General features: G+C 39.4%; 15 protein-coding genes and 1 other annotated feature. Of the genes, 13 read left to right on the forward strand and 2 right to left on the reverse strand.

The features are described 5' to 3' along the window. Nucleotides 1–33 precede the first annotated feature (33 nt). The 11 genes from DVB69_RS09500 (at nt 34) to DVB69_RS09550 (ending at nt 11,992) form a co-directional block, all read left to right on the forward strand. A complete protein-coding gene (locus DVB69_RS09500; RefSeq protein WP_116018879.1) occupies nt 34–522 on the forward strand; it encodes a GNAT family N-acetyltransferase in 489 nt (162 codons plus the stop codon). Nucleotides 523–983: 461 nt separating this feature from the next. Further along, nucleotides 984–1,239, forward strand: a binding site (T-box leader). Nucleotides 1,240–1,298: 59 nt separating this feature from the next. Continuing rightward, nucleotides 1,299–2,561, forward strand: coding sequence for an MFS transporter (locus DVB69_RS09505; protein ID WP_199562841.1), 1,263 nt, complete (start codon nt 1,299–1,301; stop codon nt 2,559–2,561). Between the two features lie 154 nt (nt 2,562–2,715). Next, a complete protein-coding gene (locus DVB69_RS09510; protein WP_116018880.1) occupies nt 2,716–3,483 on the forward strand; it encodes a class I SAM-dependent methyltransferase in 768 nt (255 codons plus the stop codon). Between the two features lie 175 nt (nt 3,484–3,658). Then, nucleotides 3,659–4,117, forward strand: coding sequence for a GNAT family N-acetyltransferase (locus DVB69_RS09515; protein ID WP_116018881.1), 459 nt, complete (start codon nt 3,659–3,661; stop codon nt 4,115–4,117). Nucleotides 4,118–4,366: 249 nt separating this feature from the next. Next, nucleotides 4,367–4,984 (forward strand): NUDIX hydrolase, encoded by a 618-nt coding sequence (locus tag DVB69_RS09520; protein ID WP_116018882.1) that lies wholly within the window; start codon nt 4,367–4,369, stop codon nt 4,982–4,984. Nucleotides 4,985–5,468: 484 nt separating this feature from the next. Beyond that, a complete protein-coding gene (locus tag DVB69_RS09525; protein WP_116019256.1) occupies nt 5,469–6,629 on the forward strand; it encodes an LL-diaminopimelate aminotransferase in 1,161 nt (386 codons plus the stop codon). A gap of 32 nt (nt 6,630–6,661) precedes the next feature. Then, nucleotides 6,662–8,215: an aldehyde dehydrogenase family protein gene (locus DVB69_RS09530; RefSeq protein ID WP_116018883.1), complete on the forward strand. Its 1,554-nt coding sequence runs from the start codon at nt 6,662–6,664 to the stop codon at nt 8,213–8,215. Nucleotides 8,216–8,457: 242 nt separating this feature from the next. Then, nucleotides 8,458–9,267, forward strand: coding sequence for a transporter substrate-binding domain-containing protein (locus DVB69_RS09535; RefSeq protein WP_116018884.1), 810 nt, complete (start codon nt 8,458–8,460; stop codon nt 9,265–9,267). 87 nt (nt 9,268–9,354) lie between these two features. After that, nucleotides 9,355–10,503, forward strand: coding sequence for a saccharopine dehydrogenase family protein (locus DVB69_RS09540; RefSeq protein ID WP_116018885.1), 1,149 nt, complete (start codon nt 9,355–9,357; stop codon nt 10,501–10,503). A gap of 46 nt (nt 10,504–10,549) precedes the next feature. Next, nucleotides 10,550–11,206, forward strand: a complete 657-nt coding sequence (locus tag DVB69_RS09545) for an amino acid ABC transporter permease (protein ID WP_116018886.1) — start codon at nt 10,550–10,552, stop codon at nt 11,204–11,206. A gap of 36 nt (nt 11,207–11,242) precedes the next feature. Next, entirely contained in the window at nt 11,243–11,992 is a 750-nt protein-coding gene (locus DVB69_RS09550) for an amino acid ABC transporter ATP-binding protein (RefSeq protein WP_116018887.1), read from the forward strand. Between the two features lie 185 nt (nt 11,993–12,177). Here DVB69_RS09550 and DVB69_RS09555 read toward each other — a convergent pair whose 3' ends face one another. Beyond that, nucleotides 12,178–14,001, reverse strand: a complete 1,824-nt coding sequence (locus DVB69_RS09555; RefSeq protein ID WP_116018888.1) for a M3 family oligoendopeptidase — start codon at nt 13,999–14,001, stop codon at nt 12,178–12,180. 101 nt (nt 14,002–14,102) lie between these two features. Next, nucleotides 14,103–15,296: a sugar diacid recognition domain-containing protein gene (locus DVB69_RS09560; RefSeq protein WP_158541072.1), complete on the reverse strand. Its 1,194-nt coding sequence runs from the start codon at nt 15,294–15,296 to the stop codon at nt 14,103–14,105. A gap of 165 nt (nt 15,297–15,461) precedes the next feature. Here DVB69_RS09560 and DVB69_RS09565 point away from each other — a divergent pair, with 165 nt between their 5' ends. After that, nucleotides 15,462–16,439, forward strand: a complete 978-nt coding sequence (locus DVB69_RS09565) for an ornithine cyclodeaminase family protein (protein ID WP_116018890.1) — start codon at nt 15,462–15,464, stop codon at nt 16,437–16,439. Nucleotides 16,440–16,481: 42 nt separating this feature from the next. Next, nucleotides 16,482–17,642: an NAD(P)/FAD-dependent oxidoreductase gene (locus tag DVB69_RS09570; protein WP_116018891.1), complete on the forward strand. Its 1,161-nt coding sequence runs from the start codon at nt 16,482–16,484 to the stop codon at nt 17,640–17,642. Nucleotides 17,643–17,658 lie beyond the last annotated feature (16 nt).

Here is a 17,658-nt window from a genome sequence, read left to right on the forward strand (position 1 = left end):
TTGAATTTAGATATTATAAAGAGGAGAATTGATTTGACTGTTACTTTACAGCCAGTGAAAAAAACGAATATTCATATTTTAAGGAATCTGTATTCACTATATCTCCATGATCTCTCAAGCTACACGGAAAACCTTTCTTTAGAGAAAGATGGTTCTTTTCACTTCGATGATTTAGAGTTGTTCTGGAATGTTGAAGGGTTTTCTCCCTTTTTCTTAAAATATAATGATGAAATAATTGGCTTTCTTCTACTGATAGAACGTCCATTTTTAAAAAAGGAAAAGGATTTTGGAGTAAATGATATTTTTATACTTAATAAATTCAGAAGGAAAGGGTTTGGTCTGCAGGTTTTAGAAAACTTATTTAATGAAAAACCCGGAAAGTATTTTGTAATTGAGCTTTTAGATAATAAACCTGCAGTGTTATTTTGGAAAAAGGTATATCAACAATTAAATATTAAAATTGTTGAACGACATGAACTTATCGACGATGAGCCATGCCTTGTCCAAACATTTTCGGTATAAAATGATTTTTTAAGTTTTTTTTCCGCAAACTGTACTAATAGTGAAATGGCTGGTACGCACACTATTGCCTTAGGGACAGATTGTTAAAGGTATCTAGTCACTTTTACGAGGGTAATATGATTAAGGGAGTGAAACTGTATTTTTAAAAGGATGCAGGCATTCTATCAGGTATTTGAGTTGTACGTATACTCTGAAACGAGGGGGGAATTTGGATATTTGTATTTTTAAAAAGTACATGTATTCCAAAAGACATGAAGTGGTAAAGGTATTGTCACTCACTTGGTGGTTAAAAGCATGTCACAAGCGATACAATTTGTAGGCTAAAATCAATCATGAATGATTACTTAAAAATGTAAGATTGGTGCGCAAGCATGGAGTAGATATCTCATTGCATAAAATCTATTAATTCTAAGAATGAGTGCTCTTTACGTAAAGAGTTTTTAGTGTTACTATTCAATAAATTAAATGCGGAGAAGAGAAGAGTAAATAATTGTTTTCTTTTTAGAGAGCTCCGGTAGCTGAAAAGGAGTAAGAGATAATTATTGAAGCAAACCTCTGAGCAGCACCTCGGAACCTTAAATAGGGGATAAGGTGACAGGAGCTCCTGTTATTGAGCTAAAGTATATGCATGTTTTTAGTGTTGTACTTGATAAGATTAATATGGTGACATATTAATAAACTGGGGTGGCACCGCGATTATACAATCTCGCCTCCAAGACACATGTCTTGGAGGTGGGATTTTTTTGTTGGTCTAATTTAATGAGAGGATGATCACAATGAGTGTGAAAAAGTTTATTGGCGGTTGGCGGTATCCTTCCATTCTGCTGTTCAGTATTGGGATTTCAAGCGTTGGAAGTTGGATCTATTTCATCGCTTTAAATCTGATTGTTCTTCACTTAACTGGATCAGCAATGGCGGTCTCAGGATTGTATATCATAAGAGCTTTGTCTACCCTGCTTACGAATAGTTGGTCTGGCAGTCTTATTGATCGTAGAAATAAGAAAAAACTCATGATTATTCTTAGTTTTCTTCAGGCGTTCCTAATTGTCATATTGCCTCTCTTTTCATCTCTTTTACTTATTTATTTAATGGTATTCGTTATCACGATGGCGAGCTCCATGTATCACCCAACATCAATGACTTATATTACAAAGCTAATTCCAATGGAACAAAGAAAACGTTTTAACGCATTACGAAGTTTGCTCGATTCGGGAGCTTTTATAACTGGACCCGCGATTGCAGGAATCATGTTTACGATTGGGACTCCCAATATGGCTATTTACTTGAATGCCATTGCATTACTTCTATCAGCATTCATTACAATGGCGATGCCGAATGTTGAAGCTGATGAAGAATTTTCGGAAAGTGAAGTTAAGAAATTGACAGTTGGTCTGTTGAAAGACGATTGGAAACTGGTCATACAGTTTACTCGTAACTATTCATATACCATGCTTATTTATTTTTTGTTTAGTGTCATGATTGTATTGATGACAGCTACAGATTCTTTGGAAGCTGCATTTGCAACCCAAGTGCTTTCCTTATCAGAAGGGGAATACGGACTTCTCGTAAGCAGTGCGGGTGCTGGCTTATTAATAGGTTCAATAACGAATACATTTACTGTCGAAAAGGTCTCTACTTCATGGCTGATTGGGGTAGGATCACTGTTGACTGCGGTGGGATATATCGTATTCTCATCCTCTACTACTTTTTTTATAGCCATTGTTGGTTGTTTCGTTTTATCTTTTGCTTCTGCCTTTGCAAATACAGGTTTTTATACGTTTTACCAAAACAATATACCTGTACGAGTGATGGGAAGAATCGGAAGTATTTATGGGGTTATTGAAGCATTCCTTGTCATCCTTCTAACCGTTATTTTTGGGCTGGCTGCAGAAATGGTTTCTATCAGAGTTGTTGTCGTTACAGGTTCTTGGATTATGGCTGTAGTTGCTGCCGTCTTATTTGTCTATAACATACAACCTTCCAAATCTCACTTATACTCCAGCTCATTGAAAGAATTTGAAAAAAGGATTCACCAATAATTAGAGGTCCGATGAATTAGTGTGATTTATGGATATGTATTAACAACTAATTTCAATATAGCTAAGAGGTTTATTAAATCGGTATGTAGAAGGTAATAGAAGAATACGTAAATATTTCAGAAAACAAAATGTGCTATTGAAAGGGAGACAATTAATGACTGTATACAATTTTGAGGAATATGATGATCCAATTTTATATGATAAAGAAAACGAGAACTATCAATCAGAATTACCGTTCTTATTAAATTGGGCATCGAAAACGAGAGGTACTATTATTGACTTAGCTTGTGGTACGGGCAGAGTAACGATTCCTTTAGCGCAAAATGGATATAAAGTTATTGGAGTAGATATACATACAGGAATGTTACAAGAGGCAAAGAAAAAATCATCGATTCTTGATTTGAAAATAGATTGGGTGGAGCAAGACTGCACACATCTGAATCTCCCTATTAAAAGCAACTTGATATATTCAGTAGGTAATTCATTTCAACATTTCTTAACAAACGATGCTCAAGATGAATTACTATCATCTGTGAATAACCATTTAGAAATTGGCGGATTTTTCATTTTTGGAACAAGATTTCCGAATGTTGAGGAATTATTGTCACCAGTTACTGAAGAGTATTGGAAATCCTATACGGATCCTGAAACACTAAGTAGAGTGGATGTATACACGCTAAGTAATTATGATTCTTTACATCAAGTTCAACACAACACGACTATTAGACGATACAAAAACATGGATGGAAAACTTCTCAACGAAAAGAGAACAAACATAAGTTTAAGATATGTATTTCCAAAAGAAATGGAAAGAACGTTGTTTTTAAATGGTTTTGAAATAGTCAACGTGTATAACGATTGGAATGAAAGTCCTGTAACAAATGATAGCTATGAAATGATCTATGTCTGTAGAAAGAGATAGCGAATATAGTGATTCTCATTTTTTCGTTGGAAGGGTGGTGCTCAACAATCTTAGCAAATCGAGCAAAAAACCTGAAATTGGTTTTGAGTGACATCCTTCACATCAGAAGAAAGGATTCCCTTATGAAGCTGTACAAGAACTAATAGATATTCATTCGAAGAACTAGGAGGATTATATGGATATTAGACTTGCTAGTACTGAAGACGTTGAGCAGTTGATCAAAATGCGATGGGATTTTACCGTTGAGTTTGACGAAACTAAGAAAGAAGAATCGTATGAAGTTTTCAGAAAAGAATTCCAGTCGTTTTTTGAGAACGCTCTTAACAGTCGCCAATGGTTTGTTTGGATTGCGGAAGAAAATGAAAAGATTGTTTCACACATTTACGTGGAGCTAATACAAAAGGTGCCTCGTCCAGGAAGGACTACACATCCATTTGCATTTATGACCAATGTTTATACTGTGCCAGAATACAGAAACAAAGGGATTGGAAGTCACTTATTAAGTTCAGTAAATACGTGGGTAAAAGATAATGATTTTGAATTTGTAATCGTATGGCCAAGTGAAGATTCCGTAAATTATTATAAAAAAAATGGATATGTCCATTGTAATGAACCTATGGAATATTTCCCTTAATTCTTGGGATGATTAATTTAGTAGACATCAATGAATCTTTTAAGCTCGCTTATCTAGCTTAAAGGTTATTCAAAAGTCGCTCAAGTAAGGGTGCTGCAAGCAAAGGCGAAGTCATGTCGTTTACTGTTCATGACAAATGTTATTCAATAGACCAAGTGAAAAAATGCCTTGATGGGCCTAACTCACAGTTTGGAGTCACTTCATAAAGAATACTTAAGAATTCGATTTCTGAAAGGGTGTATATGGTCAATGGATCCAAAATGGCTCGATTGGGCAAAGCAGCTTCAAGCAATTGCACAAGCCGGCTTGACCTATTCAAAAGACAAATACGACATAGAACGATTTGAAATGATCACGGACATTAGTGTGGAGATGATGGCACAGCAAACAGAGATAGATGCAACACTTATAAAAGAGCTGTTCGCTAACGAAACAGGTTATGCCACACCCAAGGTAGACATTAGAGCAGTGGTTTTTATGGATGACCAGATTTTGATGGTCCAAGAGGAAGCGGACGGTGAATGGGCCTTGCCAGGTGGGTGGGGAGACATCGGATTGACACCTAGCGAGGTTGCTATAAAGGAAGTGAAGGAAGAGTCGGGATTTGACGTGAAGGCAATTAAATTAATTGGCGTATTTGATAAAAAAGTGCATCCTCATCCACCTTCAGCATATTACGTATATAAACTTTTTATTCAATGTGAAATCATCGGAGGTAAGCCGGAAACAGGAATTGAAACAAGTGCGGTAGAATTTTTCTCTGAAGATAGGTTGCCGACTTTATCAATCGCAAGAAATACAGAATCCCAGATCAATATCGCTTTCAAACACTTACATAACTTCGATGAACCAGTTTCTTTTGACTAATATTTTGACGGATGACTATGTTAGAAGCAAACATGATAGCTTGTACACGATGACATTTTTATATCAATATTTCTCAAAAGTCCACATCCGCCAAATAGGCAGATGGGGCTTTTGCTATTTAAAGACACAAAAAGAATTATGACACGCCCTAATTCTCAAATTCCCCTGGAATCATATGAAATCCAGAAAATGTATCTTCTTTAACCTCTGTAATATCTCGTATAAACGATTTACCTTCATAAGAAGGCATTATTTTTTTTACGTCTCACAAGAATACTCAGCAACTGGCCAACCGTTTTTCATTTCACTTTCAATTATCATTTTGAAATCGACAAGTATTTGGTTTTTAACTTTTTTGATAATCTGAAAATCTCATCCTGTAAAGCAAACGAAAGGATATGTTTAGGCATATTTGTAAATACAACATCATAGATTTTATATGGAGGCATAGAGTGGTGTGATTAAAGATAAGGCAGGTGGTTCTTTGAACTATCAATCGAATCGTTTGGGACAAATCCCTCCGTATTTGTTTGCGGAAATCAATAAGAAGAAAGCTGCGATGATTGAAGCGGGAGTGGATGTAATCGATTTGGGAATTGGGGATCCTGATTTGCCAACACCTCAGCATATTGTCGAGAAGCTAGTGGAGGAGATGCAGAACCCTGCTAATTTCAAGTATCCCAGTTTCATAGGATGTCTTGAATATCGACAAGCTATCGCCGAGTTCTACCTGAGGCACTATGGCGTAGATCTTGATCCTGAGACAGAAGTTCTGGCCCTTATCGGTTCTAAAGAAGGAATTGCTCATTTGATACCTGCACTGATCGATCCAGGGGATACGGTATTGATACCGGACCCGAGTTATCCTGTTTACAGAATGGCAACTTTGCTAGCAAACGGAAAGTACTATGACATGCCTTTGCTGAAAGAGAATAATTTCGAACCGGATTTTCGATCAATTCCACAAGAAGTCATTAACCGTTCCAAACTAATGTTTTTAAATTATCCAGGAAATCCGACTTCGGCTACTGTTGACATTGAATTCTTCCAAAAGGCAGTCGCGTTTTCGAAAGAACATGCCATTCCGATTGCCCATGATTCTGCTTACAACATGGTGACGTATTCGAACTATACCGCGCCAAGTATTCTGCAGGTCGAGGGTTCTAAAGACAGTTCGGTTGAGTTCGGTTCGCTTTCGAAAACCTATAATATGACGGGGTGGAGAATTGGATATGTCGTCGGCAATAAAGAAATCATTAAAGCGTTATCGGTTCTAAAGAGTAATACAGATACAGGACAATTCACGCCAATCCAGAAAGCTGCCGCATTTGCTTTAGATAGCGACCAAAGCTGTGTCAAAACACATAACCGCATTTACGAAGAAAGAATGGCTATTGTGTTGGATGGTCTCTCTTCTATCGGCATACATGTAAAGCCTACTAAAGGAAGTTTTTTCGTTTGGGCACCGGTTCCAGAAGGTTTTACTTCCACGGAGTTTGTCACGCATGTTTTAGAGAAAACAGGGGTAATCATTACACCTGGCAACGCCTTTGGACCAAGTGGAGAGGGCTATTTCCGCATCTCATTATCGGTTCCAAATGAAAGATTATTCGAAGCCATTCATCGAATCAAGGAAAGCATTTAGCAGATACGAAAAATGTTGAAGGGGGCAATAATATGATAAATCGCAAAGGAATTCAAGTGGTTCATCCAAATAAAAAATTGACTATACTTAACGGAGGCAATGACACGAAAAAATTTGTGAACTACATCGACGGTGAGTGGTGCGAATCCTCTTCGGGTAAATTTGTGGACGTGCTAAATCCAGCTAACGGAAAACTGCTGGGGGAAGTCACGCAGTCTACTGATGAAGACGTGGATCGTGCCGTTCAAGCTGCTAAAAAAGCTCAAAAAGAATGGCGTCTCGTTCCAGCACCTGAGCGTGCAGAGTACTTATATACAATTGCAACGCTTTTGAAAGAGCGGAAAGAAGAATTGTCACAAATTTTAACAAGTGAAATGGGCAAAGTAATCGACGAAGCTCGTGGCGAAGTTCAAGAAGCAATCGATATGGCTTATTACATGGCTGGAGAAGGCCGTCGTCTCTTTGGCGATACGGTTCCTTCAGAGCTGCGCAACAAATTTGCGATGAGTGTACGCGTTCCAATCGGCGTTGCAGGACTGATTACACCTTGGAATTTCCCGATTGCGATTGCTTCTTGGAAGTCGTTTCCGGCCCTTGTTTCAGGGAATGCCGTTGTTTGGAAACCTGCGACTGAAACACCGATTATCGCATACGAATTTGCCAAAATTTTTGAAGAGGCAGGATTGCCAAAAGGTCTGCTGAATTTAGTGAATGGATCTGGAAGAGAAGTAGGAAATGCAATGGTAGAGCACCCAGGTATCGACCTGATCTCCTTCACAGGCTCAAATGAAGTTGGAAGTGCGATCAATGCACGTGCTGGAGAACTATTGAAACGGACTTCTCTAGAAATGGGCGGTAAAAATGCTGTCATTGTATTGGAAGATGCCGATCTCGATCTTGCGGTTGACGGCATTTTGTGGGGGGCATTTGGTACAAGCGGCCAGCGATGCACAGCGACAAGCCGAATTATCGTTCATCAGGATGTAAAAGAGAACCTTGAGAACAAGCTTGTTGACCGAATTGGTGAATTAACCCTTGGTGATGGGGCAGACGAAGCGGTAAAAGTAGGTCCGGTGATTAATCGTTCCTCTTTAGGTGAAATCCATGAGTACGTGAAAATCGGTCTTGCAGAAGGAGCTACACTTCTTACTGGGGGGAGTATGGTAACAGATAGCGGACTCGTTACTGGGAATTTCTATGCACCGACCATTTTAACCGATGCAACCGTTGATATGCGAATTGCCCAAGAGGAAATCTTTGGGCCAGTAGTCTCCATTATCCCAGTAAAGAGCCTGGAGGAAGCAATTGAAGTGAACAATAGTGTGAAGTTCGGATTGTCGAGCTCGATCTTCACTTCTAATGTCAATTTGGCATTCCAAGCGATGAGAGATCTGGATACGGGAATTGTATATATAAATGCGGGTACGACTGGAGCAGAAATCCATCTGCCTTTCGGTGGGACAAAAGGGACCGGAAACGGTCATAGAGATTCAGGGGTAGCTGCACTTGATGTGTATACAGAATGGAAATCAGTTTATGTGGATTACAGCGGGAAACTGCAAAGAGCACAAATTGATAACTATTAATCAGTGAAAATTAGCCGCCAGCACTAGTGACGTTGAATAATCGTCAGTAGTGCTGGTGGTTTTTCAATTCTAAAACATTTTCAACCGATAAGTTTATGAATCTTTTACAAGGCTTGGACATATAGTTAACTAACTTGTATCTCAGTGGCGTAGGACAAACAATCGATACGCTCAAGATGGAAGCTGGAGAGGATATTATTTAATTTGTAAGCGTTCATAAATATGAAACTGGAGGAATAATTATGAAAAAGGTATTAATATTTTCGATGTTATCCCTAGTATTAGCAGCTTTACTTGTGGGATGCGGGGGGAAAAGTAAAGACAAAGCAGACGAAGCGGCTAAAACAGATGTCGCCGATCGAATCACCGATTCAAAAGTCATGAAAGTAGCCTTTGAAGGGACATATCCCCCGTTTAACTTTCTAAATGACAAAGACGAGTTTCAAGGCTTTGATGTAGATATCTCAAACGAAATTGCTAAAAGGTTGGGTGTTGAAGCAGAATTCATCGCGACAAAGTGGGATGGGTTAATAGGTGGGCTGAAAGCAGACAAGTTCGATATCATTATCGGTCAGATGACGGTTACCGAGGAAAGGAAAAAGAGTGTGGACTTCACAGATCCATATGTGGTGACAGGTTCGGTTTTAGTAACACGCGAAGAAACAGATGATATTACTGAACTTGCTGATATTAAAGGGAAGAAAGTAGGCGTCGGAGGTGGAACAACTTTTGAAGAAGTTGCAAACAGTGTTGAAGGCGCAGATGTAAAGTTGTATAAAGCTGTAAGCGATTACATTCAGGATTTAACGAACAAACGATTGGATGTCATCATCAATGATCAGTTGCTCATGAACTATAACATCAAAGAGAACAAATTACCGATTAAAGTTACTAGTGAAATCTTAAATAAAGACGAAATCGGGATGGCAGTCAATAAAGGAAATGAGGTCTTTGTAGAAAAAGTAAATAGTGCACTAAAAGAAATGAAAGACGATGGAACCTATAAAGAAATTTATAAAAAGTGGTTTGGCACAGATCCTTTAGACAAGTGATGTTTCCCTAGAGTAACCAGACGCTGGATTTGTCGGTTACTCTAGTATTTTTCTTTCATAAAAAATTGACAGAGGTGAACAAATTATATGAGAGTAGTCGTTTTAGGAACAGGGATGATCGGCACAACCATCGTAAGTGAAATAGCGAAATTCGAATCGATCGAATCGGTTACTGCAGTCGATGTCAGTCAGGAAAGTATCGATAAATGTCTAGAAATTGCGGATAATCCCAAAGTGTCGGGAAAGATGGCATCGTTGTCAACAGAAGATGACTTCATAAAAGTACTTCAAGGTGCGGATGTAGCAGTTGGGAGTCTCCCTCATTCCTTAAGCTTGACCGCTGTAAAGGCTGCAATCGCATCACAATGCCATTTAGTAGATTTGGTTGGATCGATGTTCCAAGAAAAACTAGAATTACATACTCAAGCACAAGAGGCTGGAGTGACGATTATACCAGGGTGCGGTGTTGCACCAGGAATAACGAACTTTCTTGCAGCACAAGGAATCGAATTGCTTGATGAAGCCGATGAAGCGGTCTTGATATGCGGCGGGATTCCTAGATGGCCAGTTCCGCCACTATGGTATCAAGTCGTATTTCGATTGGAAAGTGTCTTAGGTCTTTATACGAAACCTGCTTTTGCAATAAAAAATGGCGAAATTGTACAACTACCGCCGCTTTCAGAACTTGAATCATTGACATTCCCTAATCCGGTTGGGGACTGTGAAGCCGTCATAACAGATGCGCATAGCACTGCATTTACGTTAAAAGGAAAAGTGGGAAACTTAACAGAAAAAACAGTTCGCTATCCAGGACACTGGGAGAAGATGAAGGTGTTAGGAGAGTTAGGCTTCCTAGATAATAAGCCCATTGAAGTGGAGGGGGTTATAACGACTCCTGTCAAAATATCAGAGAAGATCCTTCAGCCAAAAATGGTAGGCAGTTCAAATGAAGATGTAACGGTTGTGCGGGTAGAGGTAAACGGTAGGAAAGATGGAAAGTCTAAAAACTATACATGGGAAATGGTTGATGTATACGACCATGAACGTAATATATCTTCCATGGCAAAAACAACTGCACTTCCTGCTTCATTAGTGGCAAAGTGGATTGCAGAGAAAAAGATACTAGAAACGGGCGTGGTTCCCATAGAAACGATCATTATTAACGAGAGGTTTGATCCCTTTATTGAAGAGCTAAAAGAAATGGGAATCCACATTGAATTTAAGGATTACGTTTAAGATAGTTTAGTTTGATTCGTAAGAAAGCCTGGAAGGAAGTGAAGTAGTGGAAGTCACGATAATAATCGACTCATTGCCCTCCCTATTAAAAGCAACAATTATGACGCTTTTCTTAAGTGGTATATCCGTACTTTTTGCACTAGTGATCGGTTTTTCCACAGCTCTTATCCGAATTCTAAAGGTCAAGATTTTATATGAAGTCGCCAGTATCTATATATCCGTAATCCGAGGAACCCCACTTCTTGTACAAATATTTGTCATCTACTACGGGTTGCCGCAAATCGGTATTTCCTTAGATCCAATTTCTTCAGGGATTATGGCATTAAGTTTAAACGCGGGTGCCTACCTTTCTGAATCATTCCGTGCATCGATCCTCGCTGTTGACAGGGGACAGATGGAAGCAGCTATTTCTATGGGGATGACGTATGGGCAAGCTATGAGGAGAATCATTCTCCCTCAAAGTCTTCGGATCGCCATTCCAACATTATCGAATTCCTTTATCGTTCTAGTGAAAGATACATCACTAGTCTCCGTCATAACTGTTACAGAACTTCTGCAAATGTCTAGTTTGATCATTGCAAAAACATTTGAGCCATTAACGATCTATTTAATAGCCGCAGCCATTTATTGGATCCTAATTATGTTCTTTACAACATTGCTGGATAAATTCGAAAAGCGCTCATCAAAGCATCTAGTTCGATAGTGTCGGTAGGAGAACCAGGTTTAGGAGGCGAGTATCTTGAACGTCATTGAAGTGAAAAATCTTAAAAAAGCTTTTGGAGACAATCCGGTGCTTGATGGGGTGGACTTGACTGTGAACAAAAGTGAAGTCGTCGTCATAATGGGACCAAGCGGGTCAGGGAAATCGACTTTTCTCCGTTGTCTAACCTATTTAGAAGAGCCGAACGAAGGCATGATTAGAATCGGCCCCCATGAACTTCATACAGGTGGAAAACTGGATCGAAAACGCAAGAAAGAAATTAGAGAGTTACGGAAGAAAACGGGTTTTGTTTTTCAGTCATTTAACCTTTTTCCGAATAAGACCGCGATTGAAAACGTGATGGAAGGTCCCTTGACGATTTATGGCGTTAAACCAGGTGAAGCAAGGGAATTAGCTGAATCCCTTCTTGTCAAAGTAGGTCTTGGAGATCGTTGTGATCATTATCCTTCCCAATTATCAGGAGGGCAACAGCAACGAGTAGCGATTGCTAGGGCGTTATCTTTAAATCCAACTGTCATGCTCTATGATGAACCCACGTCCGCTTTGGACCCTGAACTAGTCAGAGAAGTGCTACAGGTAATTAAAGAGTTGGCGGAAGAGGGGATGACTATGGTCATCGTGACACATGAAATGAATTTTGCAAGAGACGTGGCAGATCGAGTGATTTTTATGGATGGCGGTGTCATTGTGGAACAAGGGAACCCAAAAGATGTATTTGATCATCCAAAGGAAGAACGGACTAGAAGATTTCTTACGATGGCGGAGTGAAAAATTGTTATTCTTGTAGCCAATAGAAAGAATCCATCTGGAAAAAAGCCTCATTAACATGGATTCTTATTTTGTGGAGTTAAGGAGTCGATTTCTCCAGTATCCCCCCTCATTGCTTTAGAATCTATCCATATAAAAAGGGACTTACCTCACTAAACAAAATGAGGTAAGTCCCTTTTGAATTTTCACTTCTGTAGATTAGGCTGTTGTAATTTGCTCGTCAATTCAACAAATTCTTCAACATCTTTTCCAACGAGCTCAATCCCAGCTGCCCAGAAATCTTCCTTCGTTACATCTACATCAAGATGTTTCTTCGCTAGGTCTTCTACTTTCATTGATCCTGTATCTTTTAGTAAGGCAATATACTTCTCTTCAAATCCTTCAGGTTGTTTCAAGTATTCCGCATAGATCCCAAGGCTAAATAAGTAACCAAACGTATACGGGAAATTATAGAACGGTACACTATCAATAAAGAAGTGTAACTTGGCCGCCCAGAAATGTGGATGATAAGAAGAAAGCTGATCCCCAAATGCTTCTTTTTGTGCTGCCACCATTAATTCATTCAAGCGCTTTTCTGATACAATTCCTTTTGCACGTTCCGTGTAAAAGCTGTCTTCAAATAAGAAGCGAGCACGAATATTTAGGAACATCGCGGTTGCACCTTCTAGTTTATTGGCTAAAAGGGAGACTTTTTCTTCATCAGATGTAGCATTTTTTACAGTTGCATCGGCAATAATTGTTTCAGCAAACGTACTAGCTGTTTCTGCTACGTTCATAGCATAACCACGGTTTAGTTTTGGTAAATCTTTCATTACGTGACTATGAAAAGCATGCCCTAATTCATGTGCTAATGTACTCGTATCACTTGGTGAACCTGTGAATGTCATGAATATACGGGACTCTTCAAATTCAGGTATGCTTGTACAATAACCACCTGGTCGTTTGTTTGCACGGTCTTCCGCTTCCACCCAGCGGTTTTCAAGCGCATGTTTGGTGAAATCAGTCAGTTTAGGACCAAATGAATTGAAATGCTCTATTATAAAATCACATGCCTCATCATAGGTGAACCGTGTTGGCTTTGTTTCCCCTAATGCAACGGGTGCATCCACGTCTTGCCAGCCCAGCTTATCCATCTCCAACAAATTCGCCTTTTGTGCTAAGTAATCAAGAAACGTTTGTTTTTGTGCGTCAACTGCTGACCACATTGCGGCAAGAGTTTCCTCCGTCATACGATTGTATTCAAGTGGTTCTTCTAAATGACCTTCTCTTCCGTGTGCATCTTGTAATGTTAAGCGATAGCCCGCTAAATGGTTAAGGATGTCTGCAAAAATCGTACCATTCTTAGACCATGTTTTTTCCCAGTTTCCAAATAGCTCTGCACGTACTTCTGCATCAGGATCAGCGTACATCTTGTTCATTGCTTGCCCAACTGATAAGTCGATCGCTTTGCCGTCCTTATCTGTAAAGGGAATAGTCATAATGGAACCTACTGTATTATATAGATTGCTCCATGCAGCGATACCGTCTTTATCTAATTTAGCGATCAGCTTCTCTTCATCTTCAGACAATAGTCGTTTGCCTTGATCACGTATCTCATCTAGTGAGAAACTAATTTCTTTTAAGCCATCCTCTTGCAGAAGTTTGCTCCAATGATCATCTGAGAGTGCGACGAGTTTTTTAGTGAAAATCGTAGATAGTTGCTGGATTTCACTGATTAGTTCCATCACTTGACCTTTGACAACAGTTGCGTGGTCATCATCCATAAATGCGTCATGCCACATATTGATGAATGTATCAACCTGTCCTAAACCTTTACCAATTACGTCTTGTTTTTTTAATAAGTCTTGTAAAGTAATGGCATCGGTAGCTGGATCGCTGTCCCATGCGTTTAACTGATCTGCATAACGGACAATATCCTCTTTTACAGATGTAATTTTAGTTTGTACTTCTTTTGAATTTGTTCCACCTTTAAATATACTCTCTAAATCCCACGTATCATTATATTTCATGTTAAGTCACTCTCCTTATAGTTCTCTATTCTAAACGTTATTCATAGATTTAGAAAGTTTTGTTAACTGAGTTGGTTTCATACTGACAAATTCCTCGATTTCTATGTTGTTTGGTTGCAATATTGACGCTGCTTTAATGCGAAATATAAAAGAGTACATTGTTTAAAAGAATTCAAGTTAATGCTCAATAGCTCTTGAAGTTGTTGCAATCTATATATAAGTGTATTGCGATGAATAAACAGTTTCCTTGCAGCCTGGCTCATGTTCATTTTCTCATCACAATAGACGAGAAAACTGTCAATGAGGACAGGGCCATTCACATGACTCAGTAATTTTTGGATGTAATTGTCTAGTGTGCAGTGAGCGGGTAGTGTGAGCTCTTCTAACCCATAGGATAGTAAGTCCCAATCATCTATCGCAACGATGGATTGTTGTACGTGATACCGTTTGGCAATCTCCAAAGCTTTTCTGCATGGTTCATAGGCTTGTAACACTCTCTCAATAGATGACGAAGGATCACTGTATGAAAACATGAACGCATTGCCACGATCACGGCTCTCTAAAAAGTTCCGTAACTTGTTCGAAGTGAACTCCAATTTTTTCAACATCGTAGTTCTATCATCATAGTCAACACTCAAAATAAGCCATTGACCGGTAGACAAAGGAACAACAATATCTTGATCATTTTTAATGAATAAACTCTTCAAGTATACATATAGCTCTTGTTCTACTTGGTTGAAAGTTTCTGTTTGCTGATAAGACGTAGCTTGTTCATCTGAAGATTGCAGATCCAATAAAATAGTGCGTCTTGGTATCCCTAAAGTAAATCCGTGCAGGTCACAATAGCTTTGAATGTTACTGAAATCATCTTTCTCTCTATAACTAGAAAGCCGTTTAAAGAAATCTCGCATGGTTTCCATTTGAGAGGAGACTGTCTTTGAACGGAAGTTTTCCATCAGAAGCATTTCTATATGGGATTGGACAAATTGTACATAACGCTCGACTACAGCAGGGTCTCCAATAAGACCAAGTACACCAACTGTTTCTTGTTGAAACCTCAAAGGTGCAGCAATTCCTGGTAAGACGTTCACGAGATTGACAGTTTGTTCCTTGGTGAAAAACATCATCTTTCCTGAGCGTGTTACTTCTGTAGTCACAATGTGATGGGAGCCAATTCGATTATTGTCTGTGCTACCAATCACTAGCCCATCCTTATCCGTAATACTAATCGGGATATTAAATATAGAAGAAAATTGTTCAACAATTGATTGTGCATAGTGCCCAATGTTCTGCAATTCATTCATCCCTTTCTGCGGTTGAGTTTTCAAAGCATTAAAGCTCTGGTAGCTTGAATTTGGTTTTATTCCTACTAGATTGTTGTGCAATTTCCATGTATTACTTACACCATATGAAAGTATAGTGTAAGACAGAATAAATTATAGAGTAGGGAGGGATTTCAAATATTAGTTTTGAGTGCTAAAAGCCAAATGGAACTAGTGGACATGAAAGAAATTTTACAATGCATCGAGGTTGCCCTGGAGGAATTTTCATCGTCAGCTACCGATACACCTATTCGAACGATTTTACCGTTTGGCACTGAAAACTCTGGTGTCGTGATGCCGTCAGTAGCAGAAAATTTACAAGCGATGGGGCTAAAATATGTGAACGTTGTTCCTTCGAATATAAACATTAGCAAAAAGGTCATTAACGGAGTGGTTTTGCTTTCAGATATGACAACGGGAGAGCCACTTGCGTTATTAGAAGGGTCTTATTTAACGCAACTCCGGACTGGAGCCTTATCAGGTGTTGCGACAAAGTATTTAGCACGTGAAGATTCTAAAACACTGGGGATTATTGGTACAGGCGAACAAGCCAAGGGACTGTGTGAAGCAATTTTAGCAGTGAGAGAAATTGAAACCATTTATGTTCACAATCGAACTGAAAAGAAGGCACTTGCATTTTCCGAGTTTGTCTCAAAAAAGTTCAATAAGAAAGTCATCATTTGCCATGATCCGAATGAAGTTGTTAAAGAGGCAGATATTCTTGTCACCGCTACAACCTCTATGCAACCTGTATTTACGGAACCTTTACGACCGGGTGTTCATGTAAATGGAGTTGGTTCTTTCAAACCAACTATGCAAGAGTTGCCGACATCCGCCATTTGCGATGCCGCTAAAGTAGTTGTGGAATCCAAAGAGGCGGCATTGGAAGAGGCGGGAGATCTAGTTGTGCCAATCGAAGCAGGAATGTATTCCTACGATGCTATTCACGGTGAACTAGGACAAATTATAAGTGGGAACTTATCTGGAAGAGAAACCGACCAGGAAGTGACCATCTTTAAATCAGTCGGATTAGCCATTGCAGACATTGTCATTGCAAAATACTTTTACGATAAAGCTTGTCAACACAAGGTTGGAGTGACTGTTGACCTTACATGAAATAGCGTAAGAAGGACTACTATTTTAGGGGGAGTACAGGCTATGAAAAAAGCGGATATTATCATCGTCGGTGGTGGAGTCATGGGATCGAGTACAGCTTATTCATTGCGTAAGAATGGGTTCGAGGGAGATATCACCGTCTTTGAAAAAGATCCCACATATGAATATTCGTCCACTTCGAGGAGCGCTGGTGGATTTCGGCAATTATATTCAACGTCTATCAATATCCAGTTAAGCCGGTTCAGCTTGGATGTCTATAAGAACTTTGCAGATGACATGGCGATTGGCGAGGAAAAAGCCGAGATTGATTTCAAACAACGGGGCTACTTATTTTTAGCGACTGAACGAATGCTATCTGCTTATGAGAAACAGCTTAAGTTGCAAAACGCACTCGGTGTGCCTTCTGAAATCCTTTCAACTAGCGAGTTACTAAACATCATTCCGGAGCTTGAAACAAATGACTTAGCAGGAGGATTATTTTGTAAAGAAGATGGTTATCTGGATCCGTATTCGGTTATGCAAGCGTATCGAAAAAATGCTCAATATTTAGGTGTCGACTATATGACTGCTGAAGTTTCTGCAATACTGACAGAAAGTGGACGAGTGAAAGGTGTTCAATTAATGGACGGAACCATTTACACATCACCAATTGTTATCAATTGTGCAGGTGCGTGGGGGGCTGCATTAAGTGAACAGATGGGATTGCCGTTACCAGTCGTCCCATTGAAACGCCAAATGTATGTCTTTGACTCTACAAAGAGATTGGAGAAAATGTTACCGCTTACAATCGATCCGACTGGTGTCTATTTCCGGCACGAGATGGATCGAGTAGTCGCAGGATTTTCGGATCATGTAAAACCAGGTATCGATTTTAAATGGAAGCGCTCTTCGTTCGATCATTTGTGGCCAATCCTAGCGCACCGGATCCCTAACTTTGACAGTCTCAAATTGGAATCGGGGTGGGCTGGTATGTACGACCATAATACCGTCGATCAGAATGCCATTATCGGTGAGCATCCACTGATGAAAGGATACTTTGTTGCGCTAGGATTCAGCGGACATGGCATGCAGCAAGCACCTGGCGTGGGACTTGGGCTGGCTGAGCTGATCTGTAAAGGGAAGTACGAAACACTCGATCTAACACCATTACGAGTAGAACGATTTGCAGAAAATGATTTAGTTTTAGAAGATGCGATTGTGTAACTAGGTATGTATGAAA

It is taken from the genome of Sporosarcina sp. BI001-red, from assembly GCF_003384035.1.
Taxonomy (GTDB): domain Bacteria; phylum Bacillota; class Bacilli; order Bacillales_A; family Planococcaceae; genus Sporosarcina.

Excerpts from the sequence above, each read along its gene's own strand:
- DVB69_RS09520 (WP_116018882.1), top strand. The coding sequence starts at position 4,367 with ATGGATCCAAAATGGCTCGATTGGGCAAAGCAGCTTCAAGCAATTGCA.
- DVB69_RS09570 (WP_116018891.1), top strand. The coding sequence starts at position 16,482 with ATGAAAAAAGCGGATATTATCATCGTCGGTGGTGGAGTCATGGGATCG.
- DVB69_RS09515 (WP_116018881.1), top strand. The coding sequence starts at position 3,659 with ATGGATATTAGACTTGCTAGTACTGAAGACGTTGAGCAGTTGATCAAA.
- DVB69_RS09505 (WP_199562841.1), top strand. The coding sequence starts at position 1,299 with ATGAGTGTGAAAAAGTTTATTGGCGGTTGGCGGTATCCTTCCATTCTG.
- DVB69_RS09540 (WP_116018885.1), top strand. The coding sequence starts at position 9,355 with ATGAGAGTAGTCGTTTTAGGAACAGGGATGATCGGCACAACCATCGTA.
- DVB69_RS09535 (WP_116018884.1), top strand. The coding sequence starts at position 8,458 with ATGAAAAAGGTATTAATATTTTCGATGTTATCCCTAGTATTAGCAGCT.
- DVB69_RS09530 (WP_116018883.1), top strand. The coding sequence starts at position 6,662 with ATGATAAATCGCAAAGGAATTCAAGTGGTTCATCCAAATAAAAAATTG.
- DVB69_RS09510 (WP_116018880.1), top strand. The coding sequence starts at position 2,716 with ATGACTGTATACAATTTTGAGGAATATGATGATCCAATTTTATATGAT.
- DVB69_RS09555 (WP_116018888.1), bottom strand. The coding sequence starts at position 14,001 with ATGAAATATAATGATACGTGGGATTTAGAGAGTATATTTAAAGGTGGA.